Origin of the sequence: Streptomyces sp. NPDC005706 (assembly GCF_040631045.1) — a bacterium.
Lineage (GTDB): Bacteria > Actinomycetota > Actinomycetes > Streptomycetales > Streptomycetaceae > Streptomyces.
On sequence record NZ_JBEXYS010000035.1, the window covers coordinates 1 to 22,267 of the forward strand.

The 22,267-nt window shown below is 70.0% G+C and carries 21 protein-coding genes and 3 pseudogenes; 9 read left to right on the plus strand and 15 right to left on the minus strand.

Annotated elements, in window-relative coordinates; genetic code table 11:
* Positions 1–711 (minus strand): RNA-guided endonuclease TnpB family protein (locus ABZ478_RS33700; RefSeq protein WP_359555567.1); only part of this gene is annotated, 711 nt, incomplete at its 3' end.
* 32 nt (positions 712–743) lie between these two features.
* On the opposite strand from ABZ478_RS33700, the pseudogene ABZ478_RS33705 reads away from it, so the two are divergent.
* A pseudogene (locus ABZ478_RS33705) lies at positions 744–845 on the plus strand (transposase); the annotation flags it as partial.
* A gap of 301 nt (positions 846–1,146) precedes the next feature.
* On the opposite strand, the gene ABZ478_RS33710 reads toward ABZ478_RS33705, so the two are convergent.
* The 7 genes from ABZ478_RS33710 to ABZ478_RS33740 all read right to left on the minus strand — a co-directional run bounded on the left by ABZ478_RS33710 (position 1,147) and on the right by ABZ478_RS33740 (position 7,580).
* On the minus strand, positions 1,147–2,085 hold the full coding sequence (locus ABZ478_RS33710) for a sigma-70 family RNA polymerase sigma factor (protein WP_359555569.1): 939 nt from the start codon (positions 2,083–2,085) through the stop codon (positions 1,147–1,149).
* A 10-nt stretch (positions 2,086–2,095) separates the two neighbouring features.
* Positions 2,096–3,286, minus strand: a complete 1,191-nt coding sequence (locus ABZ478_RS33715) for an FAD-dependent oxidoreductase (RefSeq protein WP_359555572.1) — start codon at positions 3,284–3,286, stop codon at positions 2,096–2,098.
* A 448-nt stretch (positions 3,287–3,734) separates the two neighbouring features.
* The gene (locus ABZ478_RS33720) at positions 3,735–4,307 is read right to left on the minus strand and encodes a dihydrofolate reductase family protein (protein WP_359555573.1); all 573 of its coding nucleotides are present in this window, start codon (positions 4,305–4,307) and stop codon (positions 3,735–3,737) included.
* 410 nt (positions 4,308–4,717) lie between these two features.
* Positions 4,718–4,951, minus strand: coding sequence for a hypothetical protein (locus ABZ478_RS33725; protein ID WP_359555575.1), 234 nt, complete (start codon positions 4,949–4,951; stop codon positions 4,718–4,720).
* 187 nt (positions 4,952–5,138) lie between these two features.
* Positions 5,139–6,437, minus strand: coding sequence for a BN159_2729 family protein (locus tag ABZ478_RS33730; protein ID WP_359555576.1), 1,299 nt, complete (start codon positions 6,435–6,437; stop codon positions 5,139–5,141).
* The gene (locus ABZ478_RS33735) at positions 6,434–7,033 is read right to left on the minus strand and encodes a sigma-70 family RNA polymerase sigma factor (RefSeq protein WP_359555579.1); all 600 of its coding nucleotides are present in this window, start codon (positions 7,031–7,033) and stop codon (positions 6,434–6,436) included. Before ABZ478_RS33735 ends, ABZ478_RS33730 begins: the two co-directional genes overlap by 4 nt.
* Before the next feature lie 241 nt (positions 7,034–7,274).
* The gene (locus ABZ478_RS33740) at positions 7,275–7,580 is read right to left on the minus strand and encodes a helix-turn-helix transcriptional regulator (RefSeq protein WP_359555581.1); all 306 of its coding nucleotides are present in this window, start codon (positions 7,578–7,580) and stop codon (positions 7,275–7,277) included.
* 220 nt (positions 7,581–7,800) lie between these two features.
* Here ABZ478_RS33740 and ABZ478_RS33745 point away from each other — a divergent pair, with 220 nt between their 5' ends.
* The 3 genes from ABZ478_RS33745 (at position 7,801) to ABZ478_RS33755 (ending at position 9,896) form a co-directional block, all read left to right on the plus strand.
* Positions 7,801–8,328, plus strand: a complete 528-nt coding sequence (locus tag ABZ478_RS33745; protein ID WP_359555583.1) for a transcriptional regulator — start codon at positions 7,801–7,803, stop codon at positions 8,326–8,328.
* A 548-nt stretch (positions 8,329–8,876) separates the two neighbouring features.
* Positions 8,877–9,116 (plus strand): hypothetical protein, encoded by a 240-nt coding sequence (locus ABZ478_RS33750; protein ID WP_359555585.1) that lies wholly within the window; start codon positions 8,877–8,879, stop codon positions 9,114–9,116.
* A gap of 216 nt (positions 9,117–9,332) precedes the next feature.
* A complete protein-coding gene (locus tag ABZ478_RS33755; RefSeq protein WP_359555588.1) occupies positions 9,333–9,896 on the plus strand; it encodes a dihydrofolate reductase family protein in 564 nt (187 codons plus the stop codon).
* Positions 9,897–10,155: 259 nt separating this feature from the next.
* On the opposite strand, the gene ABZ478_RS33760 is transcribed toward ABZ478_RS33755, so the two are convergent.
* The 4 genes and pseudogenes from ABZ478_RS33760 to ABZ478_RS33775 form a co-directional block, all read right to left on the minus strand.
* Positions 10,156–10,641 carry a hypothetical protein gene (locus ABZ478_RS33760; RefSeq protein WP_359555590.1) on the minus strand — a complete coding sequence of 162 codons (486 nt, stop codon included), beginning with the start codon at positions 10,639–10,641 and terminating at the stop codon, positions 10,156–10,158.
* 106 nt (positions 10,642–10,747) lie between these two features.
* Positions 10,748–11,560, minus strand: coding sequence for an SAM-dependent methyltransferase (locus tag ABZ478_RS33765; RefSeq protein WP_359555696.1), 813 nt, complete (start codon positions 11,558–11,560; stop codon positions 10,748–10,750).
* A gap of 804 nt (positions 11,561–12,364) precedes the next feature.
* A pseudogene (locus tag ABZ478_RS33770) lies at positions 12,365–12,625 on the minus strand (helix-turn-helix domain-containing protein); the annotation flags it as partial.
* 96 nt (positions 12,626–12,721) lie between these two features.
* A complete protein-coding gene (locus ABZ478_RS33775) occupies positions 12,722–13,198 on the minus strand; it encodes a phosphotransferase (RefSeq protein WP_359555592.1) in 477 nt (158 codons plus the stop codon).
* Between ABZ478_RS33775 and ABZ478_RS33780 the strand changes: the two genes are divergently transcribed.
* Both ABZ478_RS33780 and ABZ478_RS33785 read left to right on the plus strand, forming a co-directional pair.
* Complete coding sequence (locus tag ABZ478_RS33780; RefSeq protein WP_359555595.1) at positions 13,156–14,253, plus strand: MerR family transcriptional regulator; 1,098 nt, start codon at positions 13,156–13,158, stop codon at positions 14,251–14,253. The two genes, ABZ478_RS33775 and ABZ478_RS33780, sit on opposite strands and share 43 nt — an antisense overlap.
* Positions 14,254–14,580: 327 nt before the next feature.
* On the plus strand, positions 14,581–15,501 hold the full coding sequence (locus tag ABZ478_RS33785) for a serine hydrolase (protein ID WP_359555597.1): 921 nt from the start codon (positions 14,581–14,583) through the stop codon (positions 15,499–15,501).
* Between the two features lie 461 nt (positions 15,502–15,962).
* Here ABZ478_RS33785 and ABZ478_RS33790 read toward each other — a convergent pair whose 3' ends face one another.
* From ABZ478_RS33790 to ABZ478_RS33800, 3 genes and pseudogenes are all read right to left on the minus strand, one after another.
* Positions 15,963–16,688 carry a DUF4839 domain-containing protein gene (locus ABZ478_RS33790; protein ID WP_359555599.1) on the minus strand — a complete coding sequence of 242 codons (726 nt, stop codon included), beginning with the start codon at positions 16,686–16,688 and terminating at the stop codon, positions 15,963–15,965.
* Between the two features lie 169 nt (positions 16,689–16,857).
* Positions 16,858–17,226: pseudogene (locus tag ABZ478_RS33795) on the minus strand (transposase family protein); the annotation flags it as partial.
* 52 nt (positions 17,227–17,278) lie between these two features.
* On the minus strand, positions 17,279–17,632 hold the full coding sequence (locus ABZ478_RS33800; protein ID WP_359555698.1) for a hypothetical protein: 354 nt from the start codon (positions 17,630–17,632) through the stop codon (positions 17,279–17,281).
* Positions 17,633–18,698: 1,066 nt separating this feature from the next.
* Here ABZ478_RS33800 and ABZ478_RS33805 point away from each other — a divergent pair.
* The 3 genes from ABZ478_RS33805 (at position 18,699) to ABZ478_RS33815 (ending at position 22,184) form a co-directional block, all read left to right on the plus strand.
* Complete coding sequence (locus ABZ478_RS33805; protein WP_358939981.1) at positions 18,699–18,911, plus strand: hypothetical protein; 213 nt, start codon at positions 18,699–18,701, stop codon at positions 18,909–18,911.
* Positions 18,912–19,355: 444 nt separating this feature from the next.
* Entirely contained in the window at positions 19,356–21,311 is a 1,956-nt protein-coding gene (locus ABZ478_RS33810; RefSeq protein WP_359555601.1) for a hypothetical protein, read from the plus strand.
* 180 nt (positions 21,312–21,491) lie between these two features.
* Positions 21,492–22,184, plus strand: coding sequence for a hypothetical protein (locus ABZ478_RS33815; protein WP_359555604.1), 693 nt, complete (start codon positions 21,492–21,494; stop codon positions 22,182–22,184).
* Positions 22,185–22,267 lie beyond the last annotated feature (83 nt).

A 22,267-nucleotide genomic window follows, 5' to 3' on the forward strand; every position in this document is an offset into this window, starting at 1 on the left:
GTCCCTGTTCTGGCTGCCTTTCTCCTTGCGGGAGAGGGCGCGCTGCGCCTTCTTCAAGCGCTTCTCGGCCCGGCGCAGGAAGCACGGGCTGTCGATTTTCGTTCCGTCCGAGAGGACCGCGAAGTGCCCGAGTCCCAAGTCGATGCCGACTTCTGGTGTCGCCTTTGGCAGCACCTCCAACGGGCCGGTCTCCACCACGAAGGATGCGAAGTATCGGCCCGCCGAGTCCTTGACCACGCTCACCGTGGACGGCGTCGAGGGCAGCGTCCGCGACCACTTCACCCGCACGTCTCCGATCTTCGGCAGGCGCAGCTTCTGCCCGGGGGTGATGGACCAGCGGGCGTTCGCGGTGAAGCGGACGGCCTGCCGGGTGTCCTTGCGGGACTTGTACCGGGGCGCGCCCACGCGCGGGCGCTTGCCCTTCACGGCGTCGAAGAAATTTTTGTACGCCGTATCCAGATCCCTCAAGGACTGCTGGAGGACGACCGCCGACACCTCGCCGAGCCAGTTGCGTTCCGGGGTGTTCTTCGCCTGGGTGATGAGCTGCTTCGAAAGGTCCCCGGTTTTCGGGAACGGCAGCCCCTCGCTGCGGGCGGTCTCCCGGGCCCTGAGGGCGTCGTTGTAGACCACCCGTACACACCCGAACGCCCTCGCTAACGCCGCGCGCTGACCGGTGTTCGGGTACAAGCGGAAGCTGTACCGAAGCTGCACGCGGGCCACGATACGCTTCCCGGATCTCGGTCCGTCACTACTGGCGGGCGCAACGCCTGTGGTCCGGCTCGTACTTCGCCGGGTCGGTCGGCGGTGCGCCACTCAGCATCGTGAAGCGGTACATCGAGCAGAGAACCGGCCGCTCTGACGCCGGCCGAAGTGACCGGTGCGGATCCGTGCCCACAGCTGAGGTCAGAGCAGGCTAAGTCGCTTCACCACCGGGCTGAAACCCGGTGCACTGCGAAAAGACCCGGTAGCGCACCGCCGGCCCCAAAGACCCTTCACGTTCGAACGGCTCCCCCTCCGCTGCGGACGATGGGGGGCTCGCGGTCGGCGCGGCCCGACAAGGCGATCACCACCTCGCCGTCCGAATCCTGGCCGAGCTCAGAAAGGCCGCCTCGCCCCGATGCGGGTCTGCGGATCGCGGTGGCTGCGTCACCATGCGTTGATGATCGGCGCGCCGGGGTCGTGCTGCCGCCAGGCCTCGTTGAGGCGGGCGAGCCGGTCCGCGGCGGCGATGCCGAGCAGGGACGCGACCTTGCCGTCGCTGACTTCGAACGCCACGGCGCCCACGACCCGTTCGTCACTCACGGCAAGGACGGCCGGTGAGCCGTTGACCATCGCGAGGTGGAACGCGGCGGAGCCGCCGGCCAGCCGCCGCTTCGCCGCAGTGGGCTTGAAACCGGCCCGCACATAGGAGGCGACCCGCTCGCATGTGGTGTACCGCAGCAGCCGCCTGGCCAGTCCGAAGCCGTCCGAGACCGCGGTCGCGTCGGCGGTGAGCATCGCCACCAGCCGTTCGGTACGCCCCGACGTGGCGGCGAGGAGGAACTCCTCGACGATCCGTCGCGCGGACGCGGGGTCCGCCTCCTGGCCGCCGCGGCGCTCGGCGGTGACCCGGATCCGGGCCCGGTGGACATGCTGCTGGCTCGCGGACTCGGTGATGTCGAGGATCTGGGCGATCTCCGCATGAGGGTAGGAGAAGGCCTCGCGCAGGACGTAAGCGGCCCGTTCGGCTGGGGAGAGGCGCTCCATGAGGATCAGGACGGCCAGGGACACCGATTCGCGTTGCTCGACAGTTTCGGCAGGACCGAGCATCGCATCGCCCTCGAGGAGCGGCTCGGGCAGCCAGTCGCCGACAGCGCGTTCGTGGCGCGCCTGCGCCGAGCGGAGCCGGTCGAGGCAGAGATGGGTGACGACCTTGGTCAGCCACGCTTCCGGCACCTCGACCCGGTCGCGGTCTGCGGCCTGCCAGCGCAGGAACGCCTCCTGCACGATGTCCTCGGCGTCGGCGGCCGAGCCGAGCAGACGGTACGCGAGCGAGGCCAGCCGGCCCCGGCCGGCCTCGAACCGATCGACGGCTGCGCTGTCCATGCGCAGCAGCCTAAGCGGCGGCCCTCACACCGGCCCGATCAGGGGCGGCGCCCAGACGGTGCCTGCGCCTGGGCATGCCGAAGGTCGGGTGGGCGGTGCTCCACCCGGCCCCCTTGAGCACGCCCGACTTGAGCCGTGCGGCGGTCCGGCCGCCCAGGTACCAGGACTTCGAGCGGGCGTTGCCGCCCACCACCTGGAAGATCGCGTCTCGCCGCCCGAGGCTGATGTGGTTGCCGTAGTACTTCAGCCCGACGGTCGGGACGGTGCTGCCCCTCAGGCGCGCGATGATCGCGGCGCTGGCCTGCATGGTGGTGTAGCCGGCCGAGGCGCAGGACATCGGCAGCGGCCGGCCGTTGTCGCCGATCGCGTAGGCGCTGTCACCGGCGGCGTAGACGTTGGGGTGCGAGAGCGAGCGCATGGTGCGGTCGACGGCGATCTGGCCGGTCTCGGCGACCGCCAGGCCGCTGGCGGCCGCGATGGGGTGTACGGCGAACCCGGCCGTCCACACGGTCACGTCGGCCGGGATGGACCTGCCGTCGGCGGCGATCGCGCGTGTCGCCTCGACGGCTTCGATGCCGGTGTGTTCGTGGACGGTGATGCCGAGCCGGTCGAAGGCCTGGCGCAGGTGACGGCGGGCCTTCGAAGAGAGCCAGGCGCCCGGCTCGCCGCGGGCGGCAAGCGCGACCGAGAGGTCGGGCCGGGACTCGGCGAACTCGGTGGCGGTCTCGATGCCGGTCAGCCCCTCACCGACGACCAGTACGGTGGCGCCCTCGCCCAGACCGGCCAGGCGCTCGCGCAGACGCAGCGCCGAGGGCCGGCCGGTCACATCGAAGGCGTGCTCGGCCACGCCGGGCACGCCGTGGTGGGCTACGGAGCTGCCGAGCGTGTAGAGGAGTGTGTCGTATGCGAGCTCTGTGTCGCCGTCCTCGCCGGTCGCGGCGACTGTCCTGCGCTCGGGGTCGATGCCGGTGACGCGGGCCAAGTGCAGCCGCACCCCGGTGCCCGCGAAGACGTCGGCGAGCGTGCGGAACGTGAGATCCTGGCCGATCGCGAGCTGGTGGAGCCGCATCCGCTCCACGAAATCGGGCACGGCGTTGACCACGGTGATCTCGGTGTCGGCCGCGGAGAGCCGGCGGGTCAGGCTTCCGGCGGCGAAGGCCCCGGCGTATCCGGCGCCGAGTATCACGATGCGGTGCTTCATGGCGTTGCTCCTGTCTCGTTCGCGTGCCCCTTGAACGAGACGGCGCCCCGATCGCTGACAGGAGCCGGGTGTGACGCGGGTCACCGAACCACGGAGAACGGCTGAACCTGCGACAGATGCCGGGGCGCCTCTTCGGCAGACGCGGATCTGCCACGCCCGCGTCGCCTTCGCGCGGATGGCAGTAGCCGTAGCCCTCGTCGGCGTGGCGCTTTCCCGGCCGTCGTCGGTGCGGCGGGTGGTGGTGCGCGAAGGTTCGCCGCCGGCACGTCCGGTCACCGTACCTGCGTCGGACACCGCCCTGAGGCCAAGGTGGCGCCCTTGGGCGCCACCCGCTGGAACAGCTCGCCACACCGTCGAGGGACGTATCAACCGCCCAGGGCGGTGGCGCGGCATCGCCACCCGCTACGAGAAGACCGGACACGACGGTGGTGCGAGCCCGGGGGCCCTGTCAGCGGACGACGTCGAACACGTTCTTCTGCAGGCCGTTGGCGTAGACGTCGTGCTCGACCAGCTTCAGCTTCTGCGTGTCCTTGTCCGTGGTGCTGAAGAGCCGCTTGCCCGCTCCGAGCAGGAGGGGGAAGACGAGCAGGTGGTAGCGGTCGATGAGGTCGGCGTCCGCGAGGGCCTGGTTCAGGCAGGCGCTGCCGTGGACGATGATCGGGCCGCCTTCGGTCTTCTTCAGCGCGGTGACCTCATCCAGTGAGCGAAGGATCGTCGTCTCGCCCCAGTTCGTCACGAGGTCGTCCTCGGTAAGGGTGGTCGAGACGACGTACTTCGGCATCAGTTTGTAGTCGGCGAAGTCCTCCATGTCGGGCCAGACCGGGCTGAACGCCTGATAGCTGGTCCGGCCCATCAGCATCGCGGTGGCTTCCTTCTGCTCCCGGCCCTTGATGTCGAACGCCTCGGGGAGGAACTCGATGTCCTTGAAGGTCCAGCCGGAGTTCCGGTAGCCGGGCTCGCCGCCGGGGGCCTCCACGACGCCGTCGAGCGAGATGAAGGCGGTGCTGATCAGGGTGCGCATCTTTGTTCCTCGGTGTCTCGTGTCCGGTTCTCACGCCAACTCGGCCGGCGCCGGCTGCGACCGCCCTCGCGGCCGCCGCGCACCAACCGTGATCTTTGACCGTCGATCATGAAGGAACTCATCGGCCGTCGCGGCCCTTTTCTGCGGACTCGGCCGCCCGGGCACCTAGGGGGAGCCAGCCGCACACCCCGCGATCGCGCGCCGTACCGACGGCCGGGCAGCGACGAGCGGCACCAGGCCTGCCGCGAAAAGGTGGCGCGGTGTCTTTTGCGGTCGAGCCTCCTGATCCAGACGAAGCGGCCCAGCCCGGCGACGGACCGGCCGATGTCCTCGTTGCGATGCTCCGCGGCGAACACCTTCCACGAACCCCAACCCGCCGCAACCGGGTGAGGTTCGGACCGCCGCTCGGTTCAGTCCTCCGGCCGAAGCCGGCGGCGAGCGGCCTGAAGCCGCTGGTCGTAGTCAGGCGCGAACAGCTCGGGAAGCGCTTTGTCCAGCGTTTTGGCGATCCGATGGATCGGTGCCCGGAGCGCCGGGTCGTCGACAACCCGGCTGAGGTCCGTCATCTGCAGCTTCTCCAGCCGGTGCGACAGCACCAGCGCCTGATCACTCGTGAGTTTGATCGTGACCTCACCATCGCCCATGCACACCCCTACGGCTCAGCCCTCACTGTCGACCACACGAACCTACTTCGGCCTTGACCCAACACGTAGGGCACCGCTCCCCCGGCAGCCGGGCTGCTGCGGTGCGGTCGGCCGTCGACTGCCGTGCGGGGCTGCCGTGTTGGGGATGCGGGGCTGCACGAGGGGTGGCCGGCGCTGCGAGGCGTGGTCAGCCTGTTTCGGGGTGGTCGGGGTGGTCGGGGTGCGCGGCGGCGGGGGTGAGGGGTCCGTTGGCCACCACGATGGAGGTGAGCGGGTAGGGCGGGCCGCTGGTACCGCCCAGGGCGAGGAGGGGGGTGTCGTCCTCCTGGCGCAGGCCGTCGTAGAGCCAGGTCTGGCCGAGGCGGTCGGTGTGGCCGAGGGCGAGGTCGTAGACGCGGCCCCCCAGCACGAAGGGGTCGGCGGCCTGCTGCACCGCCTCCTGAAGGAGACGCGGCACGGCCTCCGCGGCGAGATGAACCTCGACACCGTCGAGGTACCCGGTGGCGGTCTGGACCCAGCCGCTGCGTTGGGTCGGCGCGTTCAGGGGTGCACCGATCGCGGACAGCCAGTACTCCCAGTCGCCCAGCGACACGGCGTGGATGTGGACGTCGACGCGTTCATCATCCGCGGTGATCTGCGTGACCTCGAGCCGGGCGGCGTTCTCGGCCCGCAGCCTGGCCGCCGTGACCGCGGCCGAGGGCTGCGTCTGACCCTCGTCGGGCGTGCCCGGCTCCTGGGCACCGGTGCTCTGGGCCGGGACCGGTTCGAGTGCGGCCGGCTGCTGGGCGGGCGCGGCGCTCTGGCGGTCGGCGGTCGGGGACTGCGTCTGACCTGCGTCGGCCGTGCGCGGCCCCCGGACGTCGCTGTTCTGTCCGGTGACCGGTCCGAGCGCGACCGGCCGCCGGGCGGCAGCCAGGGCAGGCACGGAAGTCTGCTGCCGGGCGGGTGCCGGGGCGCGCGCGGCGGCCCGCTCAGCCGGGGCCTGAGGCTCGGCCTGGCTCCCGTCGGGCGTGCGCTGCTCCTGGGTACCGGTGCTTTGTCCGGTGACCGGCCCGGGTGCGGCCGGCTGCTGGACGAGGGCCGGTTCGAGCGCCGCGGCCGGGGTGTCGTAGGAGTCGGGCACGTTCGCGCCCGCGGGGCACGGCTCGTACGCGCCGAGGATGTGCAGCGGGCGGGGCGTTGTGGGTGGGCGGGGTGTGTCCTCGGCGGAGCGGGGCGCGGTGACCGCCTCCCACAGGGTCGCGCCCGGTGCGGGGTGCGCCTCGGTCCCGGTGACCTCGCGTCCGGCGTCGCCGGGCGGCTCCGTGTTGAGCTCAGCAGGCGGCGTCGGTTGCTGTTGTCTGAGTCGTCTGAGGGTGTCGGCGCCGCCCGTTTCCACCAGGCGGCCCTGTGCGTTGAGGTCGGCGATGAAGGCGTGGGCGAGTTCGCTGAGGCGGGCGGTGAGTTCCCGCTCGAGGTCGGTGTCCTTGTTGTAGGCGATGGTCATGCCACAGCTCCCGGGTAGGCCTTGCGGAGGGAGTCGAGCGCGCGCCACTGGAGTGTTTTGACGGCGCCGTCGGTGGTGCCCATGGTGCGGGCGGTCTCGCGGACGGACATCTCGCCCAGGAACCGCAGCCGGATGACGACCTGCTGACGGGGGGTGATCTCGGCGAGGGCGTGATGCAGGTCGTCCAGGGCGAGCGAGGACAGAACGGTTTCTTCAGTGTCGCGGACCGAAGGGGCCCAGGTATCTGTCACCTGGGTGATCTGGCCGACGAAGGTGAGGTTGCGGGTCATGGCGGTCTTGAAGTGGTCGGCGACCACATGGCGTGCGATGGTGCACAGCCAGGCACGGATCGACGTCCCGTTCCACGTGAAGGTGTTGATCTTGATCCATGCCTTCATGAAGACGTCCGCGGTGAGGTCCTCGGCCAGGGCGGTGTGCGATCTGACGCGCTGGCCGATGAGGGTGGCGATGACGCCGTGGTGCATCCGGTACAGCTCGGCGAACGCCTCGCGATCGCCTTGCTGGGCGCGGGTGATGAGGGCCGATTCCCCCGGGGCGCCGCCGTCGAGGGCGGTGTCGTGAGCCTGAGTGGTCAAAGGATTGCTCCGGTCGTCGGGAAAGAGGAGGTGGTGAGATCGGGCTGCCGGCAGAACGTGAGGCGGGACTTGCGAAGACCGCCCGGCGGGCCGCGAGCCCCGGGGGGTGGAGGGAACCGGGCCGGGTTCTCGGACGGCCGCATGCCGGCCGAGGCCCCCGTGCCGGCCGAGGATCGGGCCGGTTCCCGGACGGCCGCATGCCGGCCGAGGTCCCCGGGCCGGCCGAGGATCGGGCCGGTGCTCAGTCGGCCGTGTGCCGGCCGAGGTCCCCGGGCCGCAGGCGGTGCCGTTCCCGGGCGGGCACACGCCGGCGCTGCGGAAGGCTGCGCTGCAGCGTCTGCGGGTCGTCGTAGACGAGCGCGTCGAGTCGGACACGGTAGGCGTCGCGCAGCGTCCAGAGCGTGTCCAGGCTCGGCTGTTTCGTTCCGCTCGCGAGCCGGTGGAGCGTCGACCTGCTGATACCGGTGCGCTGCGCCATGTCGGCGACGCTTTCGTCACCCAGCTCCCTGGCCTTGAGCAGGAGCGTGGCCATATGGAGGCGAAGCATGGTCAATAGACCCCCTCAGCAACGTGCAGCCGTGCGGCTGACCCACACGCGCGCAACATATGCAAGTTGCCGGATATGAGTGACGCAAGGGTATTTTGATTCGCACACCAATACGAGATTCGGGATGTGGCCTGCGTAAATGCCGATCTAGGTTGTGACCTGCGAAGGTGCACGCGTGCAACCAGCATGTGACAACATGCCTGCGCGCTACCCTCCGACCATGCGGAGTGCGAAGGATTCCCCCCACGACAGCCGTGCCGAACGACAGGCTCAGGCGCAGCGGATCGGCGCGTATCTCACTCAGGCCGCCACGGCAGCCGGATACGACGTCCGCCGGCGCCACGGCGGCCGGGCGCAACTGGCGGCCGCGACCGGTCTGAGCCTGACCACCATCAGCCGGACGCTGGACGGTAAAACATTGCCGCTGTCCTCGCAATTGACGACGTGGGCGACCGTCCTCAATCTTGATCACCGGATGGTTCTGGTGGAGAGCGGTCTCATTCCCGAGCAGCGAGGACCCGAATCACCACGACGGGGATCTCCATCACCACGACAGGCATCGAACACGGCGACGCTCTCGCCGGACGAAGCCATGACCGCATGGAGAATCACCGATCCCATCATCCGCAGGACGCTGAACGGGAGCATCGTCCACGCGATCGCACTGCAGGCGGAAATCGACGCGGCCGCGGGAGCCCGAGCCGTGCACGATGGCGACCACAACGGCACGTGGCGCACCCGCGGATGACACCCCTGCCGCCGGGATCCCCCTCTCCCGGTTCGCCGCACGCCGGCCGTCGCGGCATGAACTGACCGCCCGAGGAGGGGACGTGACGCACACCGGCCGGCCCTGAATCGCCAGGTGAGCGCGGCCCGGTGTCGCGCGACGAACGGGCCGGTACCGCCAGGCGTGCGGGCCACTGTCGCGCGAGGCGCGCGGGCCGGTGTGTGTCATCTGCTGCCACGCCGGGGCGGTGGCCCGGCGCCGCGTCCGGCCGGGCGCGGCGCCGGCCGGGCCGGGGCCGGGGGCCTGGTGGCCGCGTACCGCGATCACCGGCAGTGCCACCACGCCTGCGGCCGCGCCGGAATTCGAGCACATGCGCGCCCGCCGGGTCCGCCCCCCTCGGCAATGGCTCTCCCGCTAAGCTCGGCGGAATCTTCCCGGAATCCAGTGCCCGCACCACGGCTCACGATCACCGGAAGAGCGGGGAATATCCTCCTGCCGTGCCACATCCAGCGGGTCGAAAAGGGCCACGCCGAGAGGGGTATCAGGTGCTTGTCGTACACGGAGCCCCCATGACCGCTGTCGTGCGCAGCCACACCGGTGAGGCGGTGGTCCTGCTTTCCGGCGACGCGCTGCGGCAGGTACCGCAGGCAACGCTCATCGATATGATCAAAGCAGCTGCCGTCGTTCTCAGCGCCGAAGAACTCAAGACCGTCCACAACGCCGTTCCCACACTCGGCACAGGCCCCCCGGACTTTCATGTCCATGTCGACGGAAACGAATTGACGGTCTACCGACTGACCGTCAACTGAGTTGCCTCGGTAGTCGACGAACGTCATTCGTCTTTCCCGTTGCCGTGGGGCAGCCGGCCCTTCCCGACGACACCCGCCCCAGGCGGCGTAAGGTCTTTCCGGGCGAAATGATCTCGCGAGACGACTCGGGCCCAGAGGGATGTCGCGAGCCGCGATGAGTTGTACGGCGCCTGGCGGTCCTACAGTCGAACCGGCGTCACCCGAGGAGGACTTTGGATGCGCAGCGTGACCTATTCGATGAGCGTCTCACTCGACGGCTACATCGTCGGACCGGACGGCGAATTCGGCTGGACGGCGCCCGACGAGGAGGTCTTCGGCTTCTGGATCGACGAGATCCGCCAGGTCGGCGTCCACCTGCTGGGGCGACGGCTCTACGAGACGATGCTGTACTGGGAGAGCGCCGACCAGGACCCCACCCTCGACGCCTGCGAACTGGAGTGGACCGCGCTGTGGAAGCCGCTTCCCAAGGTGGTGTTCTCCACCACGCTGCAGGCGGTGCAGGGCCACGCCCGCCTCGCCTCCGGCACCCTGGCACAGGAGATCGAACGGCTGCGCGCCGAACCGGGGGAAGGCGACATCGCGATCGGCGGCGCGGCCCTCGCCGCCGAGGCGGCCGCATCCGATCTGATCGACGAGTACCGGGCCATGGTCTACCCGGTGCTGGTCGGCGGCGGCACCCCGTTCTTCCCCCGACACGAGCGCCGAGTCGACCTCGAACTCGCCGAGACCCGCACCTTCCGCTCGAACGTCGTCCACCTCCGCTACCGCGTGGTGCGGTAGGACCTGCTGGGGGCATCACCGGCCGGCGTCCCTGCGGCCGTGCACCGCGGCCACCGGGCCACGGCCGCGGGGTTACAGCCGCGGCTGCGGCTGCGGCTGCGGCTGCGTGTGCGTGTGCGGCTGCGGCCGCAGGGGAGTCTCCTGGTCGGCCTGTGGCGGTCGCACGAGGTCGGTCCTCATCCCGTGCATCCAGTGCCTCGCCGTGTCCTGCCTCTTCACAGGGCCGCGGGCTGTGACAGCACTCTTCGGGATGCGGAACTTACGATCCAGAGCGCAATCCCAGAACACTGTGCTCCACCGCACCCGGGGGAAGATCGCTCCTTCGCGAAGCCCTGACGGTCAACTCGACCAGGCCGGCGCGGAGTTCGGCGGCGGGCTCACCGAGCACGATCGCGCTGATGACCAGCTCCATCATCAGGCAGTCGTACGCGTCGCCCATGCTCCGATGGCGCTTGCCGTCGGCCTCGACCACGGCAGAGGCGATCCTCCTGCCACGGCCGGCCGCCGGGGCGAAGGACACCTCGTAGACGCCGTGACCGGTCCAACTCCGGTGCATGTAAAGGACATCGTCCTCAACGAAGAGGTTCCACTTCTCATCCATGTCCCGGGCTCGGTATCCGTGCCGGATCCGGTCCCAGTCCTCGTCGGTCCAGACACGGTCCGGCAACTGGGACACCGGCCGGGGCGTGCTGATCGGATTCAGGCGCCGGAACGACTGGCGGGTGAGCGGGGCATCGGCCATCATGACGCTGATTTTATGGATGCACCACCACTCCCGCAGGACAGCGGATCACCTGCAAGAAGAAGCAGGCGGCCTGGGCGGAGGGCGCCCTGCAAAACCGGGAGGCGCTTCACCGGCGGACCGCCGAGATCAGCTGGCCGGGCCGCTCCTCGCGCTGCGGCGGGGTGCTGATCGGGCGGCCGTAGGCGGCAGCGCGCTCGCGCAGGGTGCGGCTGTCGGCCTCCCAGCCGTGCCCGGCCAGCCAGCGCACCGGGTCGTCGGGCATCTCCGAGACCCACAGGGACGCCGCCGATCCCGGCGCGGCGTCCGCGGCGAAGCGCTCGATCACGCCGCGCGAGCCCAAGGTCAGCCCCATCCGGCTGCCTGCCGCCGACCGCGTGCTGATCCGGGCCAGCAGCAGCTCCACCGCATCCTCGGGCAGGTAGATCAGCAGTCCTTCGGCGATCCACACGGTCGGCACGGCCGGGTCGTGCCCTGCGGCGGCCAGCGCGGCCGGCCAGTCCTCACGCAGATCCACCGCGACGGTGATCCGCTCGCAGCGCGCGACGGCCCGCTCCTGGCGCAGCACCGAAGCCTTGAAGTCCAGTGGGGCGGCGGTGTCGACCTCGAACAGCCGAGTGCCCTCGGGCCAGTCCATCCGGAAGGCCCGGCTGTCCATGCCGGCGCCGAGCAGCACGACCTGCCGGACCCCGAACGCGCAGGCCTGCCGCAACAGGTCGTCGAGGAACTTCGTCCTGATGACGATGGAGAACGACACGGCCAGCCGGCGGCGTCGCGCGGCCTCGTCACCGGGCGGCGGCGAGGAGGGCCACAGGCCGCCGGCGGCGGCGAAGGCCTGTGCCAGCGGGTCGCGAAACAGCGCGTTCTCCCGCTCGGTCTCCAGCGCCCGCACCCTGGCCACCCCCACCGCCGTGGCCCACACTCCCGACGGCTGCACCCGCTCCTGCTCATCAGTCACCGCGCCAGCCTAGAGCGGTTCCAACGGGGCCTGATGAGCGGAGCCGGCCTTAAGACACGGCCGGCCGGTCATGCGCGCACTGACCGCCCACGATCACCAAAACCACTCTGAGGCGAAGATCAGCAGCCGCCCTGTGTTACGCGACCACGCGAAGCGGGCCGGAGCCCCGGGAACGAACAGCGGATGTCCACCCCTTCGAAAGGCACCGCCGTCCGGCGCCGTTCGACTGCGGCGGCGGCACTCGGGCTGCGACGCCCGTGAACGCCGCGCCTGCCGCTGCCACCCCCTGCGGGCCATCGGACACATCAGGCGGGAGCCAGATGTGATCCTGCATGGATGAACCCTCCCGGAGACGCGCACCTGCGTACGTGGACGCTGCGACTCATGGCTCTCCTCGCAGCCGACACCCAGGCGCAGCTTGCCTGGGCGGGTGAGCGGGAGCCGCAGACACAGTCCGTCGTGGAAGAGGTCGAACTCCTCTGCCGCATCTGCGTGGGACTCACGGAGCGCGGAGCCTTCGAACCCGAGAATCTGCGCGCTCTTTCAGCCATCGGCCGCTGCCTCGCCGAGATCGATGCCGCCTGCCGCGCCGGACTCTGGTCCGACGCCCTGGTCACCGATCCGGCGTGGGACGCCATACGTCCTCTCGCCCGCCAGTTCCTCCTCACGACGCTGGGCGACTGGCGTCAGCCACTGCCCGCGGTGGCGAGTTCGACGAGTGCGTCGTAGGTGAGGAGTGGACGTGCGCCTGTGGCGCCGTGCATGACCGTGACGCAGCGCCTGCTGAAGAGGGACGCAGGACACCTCCGCCAGGAAGGCCAGTTCCTCGGTCTTCTTCCACTCCGTCAGCGCCGCCGACGACTGCACGTAGGAGACGCGGCGCTGCTCGCCGTACCAGGCCCGTGTGCGCTCCTCCAACGCCTTGTTGTACACGAGGCGAACGCAGCCGAACGTGCGGGACAGCTCTGCCGCCTGCTCGTTCGTGGGGTAAAAGCGGTACTTGAACGCCCGCTTGACCTGCTGCGACATAGCTCACTTCTATCAGTTCCCGTGTGAACGGCTGGTGTCGGCCGGTGGCCATAGACGCCGAATCGCCCTGGCGGCGACTCGCGGTTCCCTGCCCCGCTACGCGGGAGCTTCGTTTCCTCCCCGGCCTGAAGGCCGGGGTATCCAGGAAGGAGACCCGATGACGGCGTCGACGATCCCCGCGGTCGAGTCGAGGCCGTAGGCACTGCAGAAGTCCTCCAGCCGCGCACGCCGGTCGGGCGGAGCCGGGTACCGCAGGCACTCGGCATCGTCGCGGAACGGCGCGACGTACTGCAGTGCGTAGGCCACGTCGTGCGAGCGTGGGGCCGGACGGGCGAAGTCGAAGTCGATGATGCCCACCGGCTCGATCCCCTGCCAGACGACGTTCCAGGGGCCGAAGTCCCCGTGGCAGACGACGTCGTCGCCCCGGCCGTCTTCCTTGGCGGGGCGTTCGGCGCTTTGCCGTGAGGGAGGCTGTTGACCCTCACGCGGCGTCAGGCTGCATAGTCGGTGCCGTGGACGATCACTGGAGGGTGGGACGCGTAGCCGAGCTGGCCGGCGTGAGCGTCCGCACACTGCATCACTACGACGCGATCGGGCTCGTACGCCCCTCGGCGCGGACCGCGGCCGGATACCGGGCCTATGCGGCGGGCGACGTGGAGCGGCTGCGCCAGGTGCTGGCCTACCGGCGGCTGGGTTTCGGGCTGCGGGAGATCGCACAACTGGTCGGCGACCCGTCCACCGACGCGGTCGCGCACCTGCGCCGGCTGCGCCGCCTGCTGCTGGAACAACGTGATCGCGCCCAGGCCATGGTGGCGGCCATCGACCAAGAACTCGAGACCAGGGCGAAGGGACGGAAGGTGACACCGCAGGAGCAACTGGGGATGCTCGGTGCACGGCTGTACGACGCGATCGGCGGCGCCTACACCGCGACACGGCGTACCGATCCGCGGATCGCCGCGCAGGTCTGGGCGGCGCTCGGCGACGCGCGGACGGTACTGAACGTCGGGGCCGGCACCGGCTCCTACGAACCGGCCGATCGCGAGGTGACCGCGGTGGAGCCGTCGGCGGTCATGCGCGGGCAGCGGCCCGCCGGGGCGGCGCCGTGCGTGGCCGCCACCGCGGAGAGCCTGCCGTTCGAGGACCAGTGCTTCGACGTCGCGATGGCCGTCTCCACCGTCCACCACTGGCAGGACCCGATAGCGGGGCTGCGCGAGATGCGGCGCGTGGCCCGCCGCGTGGTGGTCCTCACGTTCGACACCGACGAACCCGGATGGCCGAACCGGTTCTGGCTCACCCGCGACTACCTGCCCGAGTTCACCACCGTCCTCGCCGAATTTCCCTCGCTCGCCTCGATGGCCGACGCGATCGCCGCCCGCACCGAGCCGGTGCCCGTCCCGTGGGACTGCACCGACGGCCTGTTCGAGGCCTACTGGCGCCGCCCCCGGGCGTATCTGGAGGACCACGTACGCCGCGCCATGTCGGTGTGGACCAGGGTCGGGCCACAGGCCGAGCAGCGGGCGGTACGAAACCTTGGCGACGACCTCGACTCCGGCCGGTGGGCCGAACGCAACAGCGCCCTCGCCGGCCTCGACACGGCAGACCTCGGCCTGCGCCTGCTCACCGCCTGACCCGCGAAACACATCCACCGCCCAGGGCGACCTCCTGGACGGCCCGCCGACCCGGCTGCTGGTCTCCTCCCCCACTGACCGGCGACCCATGCCGCTGCGAGCCTGCGCCTGCTCACCGCCTGACCCGCGAAACACGTCCAGCGCCGCCAGGGCAGCATCCTGGACGGCGAGCCTGCTCGGCTCATCCTCCTCCCCTGCTGACCGGCCGACCCCGGGCCGCGTCGAAAACGGCCATCCTCCGCCCGGCCGGCCCCACGACGAACGGCGGCGGACACGCTCCTGGTGAACAACCCTGCCGTCACGGCCGACGGGCCCCACGGTGAGCGGATGATCGAAGAGACGATTGGCGAGGTGTTCGCGGCCGGCGGCTGCTTCGGAAGCCTGAGCGCGCTGGAGATCGACGGGCCGGGACGGCTGTCGGTAGCGGGGGGAGAGCTGGCGGTGGCGGCCTCCACGTTCAAAATCGCCATCGGCCTGGAGTTCTTCTGCCAGGCAGCGGAAGGCGAGTTGGATGCCACCGAGCGCGTGGTGGTCGTCCCGGCCGAAGCGACGCCGGGCGGCCAGGGACTGTGCATCACCGAGGACCCGGTTCAGATGTCGCTGCGCGATGTCGCCCGGTCGATGCTGACCCTCAGCGACAACACCGCCACCGACGTGCTGATTGGCCGGATCGGTATCGAACGGGTCAGAGCGCGCCTCGACGGGCTCGGCCTCACCGGCTTCCACCTGCCGGGCACGATCCAGCACGAGTTCGACACCGCGGCCCGCGACGCCGGGTTCGCCGGCTGGAGCGCGATGGCCGACACGGTACGGGACGCCGCATCACCGGAGGACGGCGAGGCGCTGTGGCAGCGGGTGCTGGCATCGCCGGGGATGCGGCCGGGACGGATCAGCAGTGCCACCGCCGACGACCTCGCCGCCCTCGTCCGCGCGATCTGGCGGGACGAGGCCGGTCCCGCCGCAGCGTGTTCGAACCTGCGTCGGACGCTAGGACAGCAGCGGCTCACCCGGAGGATCGCCACCGGCTTCGGACCAGACGTGCTGGTCACGTCCAAGTCGGGCACCGTGCCCGGTGCCGTCAGCAACGACGTCGGCGTGGTCGTCTTCCCCGACGGACGCCGATACGCGATCGCCGTCCTCACCCGGCCGCTGACACCCGGAACACTCATCCACGACGACACCCTCGGCACCGCGGCCCGAACAGCCCTGGACCACCTGCGAACGGATCGGACACCCCATTCCCAGTGAGGACCACGGCGCCGCACCCGGGAGCGGCGGCGCGCGCCCAGGAGCGAGGGACGCGCGCCCGGGGGCGGTGCGCGTTCGGGGGCGGGGGCGCGTTCGGGTGGGGCATCATCGCTGTGGCCCGGTGTCCCGCGGCGCCCACCTCGCCGGGGGTGGGGGTACTGCGACGGGGAGCGGCATACCGCCTCGCCTGGCGCGTCGGCATCTGCAAGCCAGGGCGAGCAGGCCTTGCGCGTGGACGCGAACCACAAGCGGCCTGATCACAAGCGTCCGTGGACTCGGCGAACGAGCGGCCGTTCGAAACTCGGGCAACGCCGGCACTGGCTGCAGCACGTTCCCCTCAGCCTCAGCCGGATCGGTGGCATCGCCGGTGCCGTCCTCGTCCTCAGCGGAATCTGAAAGTGATCACCGCTGGGTAAAGGGCCGAGCGTGCCGGTCCGTGCTGACGCGGCTGCCCATCTTGCCTACCGGACTTGTGTTGATACCGGGTCGAGGAAGAAGAGGCACTGGTTCGCGTTGAACTCGCCGACCTTGGCGACGAAGCGGAACGTGTCGCCCTCGTTGACGGTGGCGGGAATCTTCTTGCCGGTCAGTTCCAGGTCAAGGACGCTGACGTCCTCGTACTTGAAGGCCGGGCCGACCGCCGTGTTCGGCCCCTTGTCGCCTGGACCGAGGAGGACGTCGTAGCGGGTGTCGTAGTCACCGTGGGGCGCCATGTTCACGATCGAGCCGTTGAACGCGATCGCCTGGCCCTCATGCTTGGCAGTGAAGTCCCGGTTCGCGTCGTCGCAGTAGTCCGCCTTCAGCAGCGCCGCGAACTCCGGGCTGTTCTCAGCAGTGATCACCTCAGGGGCGGCCGACTCAGCCGCACTCGGAGTCGGCGTAGCGGAAGGCTTCTCACCCGCAACGGCCGTCGGCTTGCCTGACGCGTCCTTCTTCTCTCCTCCGCCGCTGAGTGCAGAGGCAACGACGCCGACGATGACAAGGATCACGAGGACGGCGGCCGCTGCGCCCATCACGAGCCGCGGCAGCGGCTTCTTCGGCCGACGGAAGTTCAGGGTGGAACGAAGCGTGCCCGGAGCCCGGTCTAGCAGCTCCCAGCCGTCCTTCTGCATCTTCGAGATCACCAAGCCGTCGGTGCCGCGAACGGTCCGCACGCTTCTGTACTCGTACTTGATCTCGTCGGCCATGCGGCTCCACGCCCTCCGAATGGACTGTTCACACACCAACTGCCCCGCGATCATAGGGGACTTTGCGAGGAACTCGGCATCACCGATCTCACCCTCGTTCGCCGAGCCCGCCCCCGGACCGAGGAGCACTCCGCACGCGGGGCCAGCCGGCTCGCCAGGCCGAACGCCGCTCCGCGACGGTGTGGTCGCGGGTGGGCACCAGGGTGCTGTCCACGATCAGCACGGTGTGCTCCGCGAACCGCTTGCTGGCTGGCTGGAGGCCGAGCGTCGGACCGAGGTGATCGATGATCCGGTCCGCCGCCGGCTCGGCAAACCCCGAACAGCGCAGCCAGTTGGCGCACGGTCAGGTTTATGCGCCAGTAGGCCGCCAACAGCATTGCCCGGTCCCTCCACCGGCGAACTCCACGGCCGACCCCGGCGTACCGCGTCCGCACCCTCGCGCCGCAGAACCGTCACCGTGCTTGCCGAGTTGCCGCGGGCTCAGCCCGGTGAACGGGGTCGTCCATGACGGCTCCGACACGGTAATCACACCATCCACGCCGGGATGCATCGCACCGGCCGGGCGTGGCCCCGTCAGCAGTCCTCCCACTTCAGCGGAACTCGTGAACCACCTGGATCTCGCCGACCATGTGGGCGTTGAAATCGTCCAGTTCCTCGGCTGGAACCCAGAGTTCGAGGATCGTCCGCCCGCCGGCCTGCCGGATGGGATACCGGCTCAAGAACTCCGACTCGACGTCAAAACGAGTGACGAAGCCGGCACCATCGTGCTTCACGTTCCAGTCCCGCGCGATCCTGACCGCGTAGTCCTCGTTGAGCACCGGGTAGAAGATCGGCTGCTCAGGCAGTCTCGGCGGCCAGGAACGCCAGTTCAGCTCCCGTACCAGATCCAGCTCCTTGAGCCCGGTGGGGCGCCACAGGGTCGTCGTTGCTTGCCGGCTGGTCATCTGCATCGCTCTCTGCACGTAGGCCGCCGGTAGGGCGGGTCGACCGGACGATACCCGCACCGCGAACTCGGCAGCTACGCAGTTTCCACACCTGACGAGTTCCGCGACCAGCAGTTACAGGACAGCCCCGAGGTGCCGCGCCATGCCCTGGCGCGGGCACGAGACACAGACGACATGACCCGTTCCCGGGCCCTGTCGAACAGGACCAGAACCAGCCGGCGCAAGACATCAAGCCGACACGGCGGCCCGGCGGCGGTTCGCTTGCGCGCCCGCGCCACGACACGCGCCAGCACTCCCTGCGTCAATGCGCGACGACCGGACTTGCGTTGACGAGAACGACGCCGTCCCTACCGTCACGCGCCTCACGCCCCGCACGCCTCACGCCCCATGCCCCATGCCCCATGCCCCATGCCCCCGCGTGCCAACGACTGCGGTTCGTGCCAACCCCCACATAGCCGCACCCACTACACCCCACCCACCCACGGTGACACGACCGCGCGGTGCCGCCGCCCGCAGCGGAGAGCACCGGCCGCACCCCCGGGCCCCGCGTCCGGCCGGCACGCCCGGCCGCACCCCCCCGGGGGGCACCCCGACCGGCCGGGGGCCCGGCGAGCGGCACGGCGGGCACGACGGCGCGGCCGGCACGACGGCGCGGCCGGTCCTGGTCATGCCGCGTGAAGGAACAGCCGTGCGACTTTGAACGAATGTCGCATTTGGATCGTTTGCGCTTTTCCTTCGGCTTCGGCTACTGTCCGGACCCTCCGGACGAACTGTTCGGAGACTTCGGACGGTTGGGCGGCTATCCCCCAGATCCGCCGTGCCCCGCCTTGGCAGCCGGGTTTCCGCATGACCCGGCGACGAAAGGCGAGGCACTTCCCGCCGTCCACCGAACCTGCCGGCGCGGGCCGTGCGGACAACCTGCTGCTCGCTCACTGTCCGCCGGAACGCGCCGGCAGGTTCGAAAAAGGCGAGACCGGAGAAGCGGCCCCACGGCACAGGCCGGGACGCGAGCGCCGGAACTCCTTGCGATGCACACACCACTTGAAGGATGAAAGGAACCCGTTTCATGAACATGGACCAGCTCGAGGCCGAGACCGCGGAACTGCTGCCGGGACGTGAGGCGCTCGGCAAGTTCTCGTTCAACTTCGCCAAGATGACCACCGTCACGAAGAAGGTGGCCCACGTGGACGCGCACAACGAGTCGGCCGCGCTGAACCAGTGCTCGCCGTACGCCGTCGCCCAGTCCGAGGCCACCCAGGGCATCAGCGTGCAGCAGTAACACACGAAAAGCCGGGCGGGGCCGGGCCGGTGGACACACCCGGCCCCACCCGGCTCACCCGGCGGACCCGCACCACCGCCGCACCCGCACCCGCACCCGCACCCGGTCCCGGTCCCGCATCCAGGGTGCGCCAACAGACGTCACCGCCACCGCAGTCGGCAGGGGGTGCCCACGCGTGAGCGGTCCGGCCGCATCGGCCTTGGGTGCTCGAGCCCGCCGCGTCGGGATCGCTGCCCTCGCAGCGCGCCTCGACCTCAGTGACATGCGGCACCGCCCGGCCGATGAAGCCCGCGCCGAGCAGGCGGGCGACCAGCAGCCCACCGGCAGCGATGCCGCGGCCCGCGCACCACCGCCCCGTAAACCCTCCTTTCGGGCCGGCGCCACGCGTGAACGGGCCCGCGGGGAACACGCCACTCCCACCGGCCCGCGCCGCACACCGCGCCCATGTGCCGAACCGTCAACCGCGCCCAGGAGAAGACCATGCCGGCGTCCGACGACCACGCCAGCCGCACCACCCTGCAGGCCCACCCCTCACACCCCGGACACCTCCCCGGGCAGACGGCCGCCACCGGCACACCCCACGACCCGGCGCCCGACCCCCCGGCGCACCCGGCGCCCTCCACCACGGCCCGCGTTCCCGCACCCCCGCACGGCCTACCCGTCCCGCAGCCCAGCCAGGGCCTGCAGACCCTGGGTGAATACAAGGGGTCGGGCTTCACCGAACGCCGCTACATCGTCCGCCGCGGCGACGGACAGGTCATCCAGCTCTCCCGACTGCTGTACCTCGTCGTCGCAAGCATCGACGGCGCCCGCGACGCCGAAGCCATCTCCCACCGGGTCAGCGGCCGCTACGGCGCCGAAATCACCACCGACAACATCCTCCACCTCATCGAGCACAAACTCACCCCGCTCGGCATCACCCTCCCCCCAGACGGCCACCCCGACGACGCCGCCCCACCCCGCTCCGACCTCCTGCTCGCCCTGCGCGGCCACAGAACGATCTTCCACGAACGGCACGTCGCACGCATCGCCGCCGCCCTCGCCTGGCTGCACCGCCCCCCGATCGTGGCACTCACCCTGACCGGCGCCATCGCCATGGACATCTGGCTCTTCGCCGTCCACGGAGCCATGACCGCCGTCCTGCAAGTCCTCGAACAACCCCTGTGGATGCTCATCATCTTCCTGCTCACCGTGGCCTCCCTCCTCTTCCACGAGTTCGGACACGCCTCCGCCTGCCGCTACAGCGGAGCAACACCAGGAAAAATCGGCTGCGGCATCTTCCTCATCTGGCCCTCCATGTACACCGACGTCACCGACGTCTACCGCATCGGAAAAGCCGGCCGGCTGCGCACCGGACTCGGCGGCGTCTACTTCAACATCCTGTTCATGCTGGCCCTCACCACCGGCTACCTCATCACCGGCCAGCCCTTCCTCCTCGCCGCCGTCTACCTCGCCCACTTCGAAGTCCTCGAACAACTCATGCCCGCCGTCCGCCTCGACGGCTACTACATCCTCGGCGACCTCGCCGGCATCCCCGACCTCTACGGCAAGATCAAACCCATCCTCCACAGCCTCCTCCCCGGCAAACACCACCGCACCGCCGCCGCCCAGGTCACCGGCCTCAAACGCTCCGCACGCACCATCGTCACCGTGTGGGTCCTCACCATGGTCCCCCTCCTGATGGCCGAAGCCGCCTACGCCCTGTGGAACCTCCCCCGCCTCCTCACCACCGCCACCCGCGCCCTGCACCACCAAACCCTCGGCACCATCACCGCATTCACCACCGGACACCCGGCGGCCGGACTCGTCGGCACCACCGGCACCCTCATGCTCCTGTGCCCCCTCGCCGGAGGCACCTACCTCACCACCCGCCTCACCACCCGCCTCTGGCACGCCACAGCGAAAGCAACCCACGGCAAACCACTCACACGCCTGGCACTCGCCACCGCCACCACCACCGCCTGCGCCGTCCTCGCCACCGCCTGGACCCACGGCCTCACCCCCCAACCCCTCCCCCAAGCAGCACCCGCCACCCCCATCCTCCAACCAGGCACACACACCCCCACCCCCACGCCCACACCACGAGCCACCACCCACCCCGCCACCCACCCCACCCCCACCACAACCAGCCACAACCAACCCGCACCAACCCCCCACCCCACCAACAACCAGCCCACACCCACGGCCACACCCACGGCCACACCTACGCCCACGCCCACCGCAGCCCCCGGCACCCGCACACCCCACCCCACCACCCCGCCCAGCACCACCCCCACCCATCCCCGCCCCAGCGCGTCGCCGAGCCGCACCCCCGGCCCGTCCCCCTCCCACACCCCCTCGCCGCCGCAGTCCCCCACCCCGACCTCACCCCCCACGACCACCCCATCGGACCAGACCTGACATCACGTCACCACAACCACCCCTCAAACCCCTCCACACCCTCAACGACCAGACCCACCAACCCCCACACCACCCCTGACACCCCCTCACCGCAATGCCTCTCGCGGGCCTTCCACACCCACAACGACCAGACCCATCAAGCCCCAGACCATCCCGCAACCCCGACACGCAGGAGAAGACATGCACCACCGCAAACCGCGCACCCCCACAACCACCAAGACCGCCGTCCGTCTCGGCGCCGCCGTCACCGCCGGCCTCGCCATCACCGCCATCACCACCACAGCACACGCCACCCCCACCCCAACCAGCACCCTCCCCCACGCCGCCATCACCGTCGACACCGCCTACAGCCACGCCGACAGGACCCACATGAACCAATTCCAGAAAACCTTCGCCATCCACGAATACGGCCCCACCATCGCCGTCACCGCCAACAACCGCGCCACCGCCATCTCCACCGGATGCAGCATCAACAACCCCTGCCGCTCGATCGCCCTCTCCTACCAAATCGTCACCACCACCGGCCCCAACGCACGCCTCATCAACGCCACCAACCTCAGCAAAGCCCTCAACAACCACTGCCCCACCTGCCAAACCCTCTCCGCCGCCTACCAATTCATCGTCGCCACACCCCGACAACTCCACCTCAGCCACCAAGCACGCACCGAACTCACCGACATCAACCACCAAATCGACGCCCTCAAAACCTCCCACCTACCCATCAACCAAATCACCCACCACGCCGACCACCTCGCCCACCAAATCAAAACCATCCTCGACCACGAAGCCACACAAACACCCCACACCCACAACACCACCAACCCCCAAACCAACTTCACCCCCACCGTCACCCTCCACCGCCACATCCACTAACCCCACCCCCAACCCACCGGCCCAACCCCCGCTCAGCCCAACCGAAAGCCCAAACCGGGCACCACCTCAGATGCCGTCCTCCG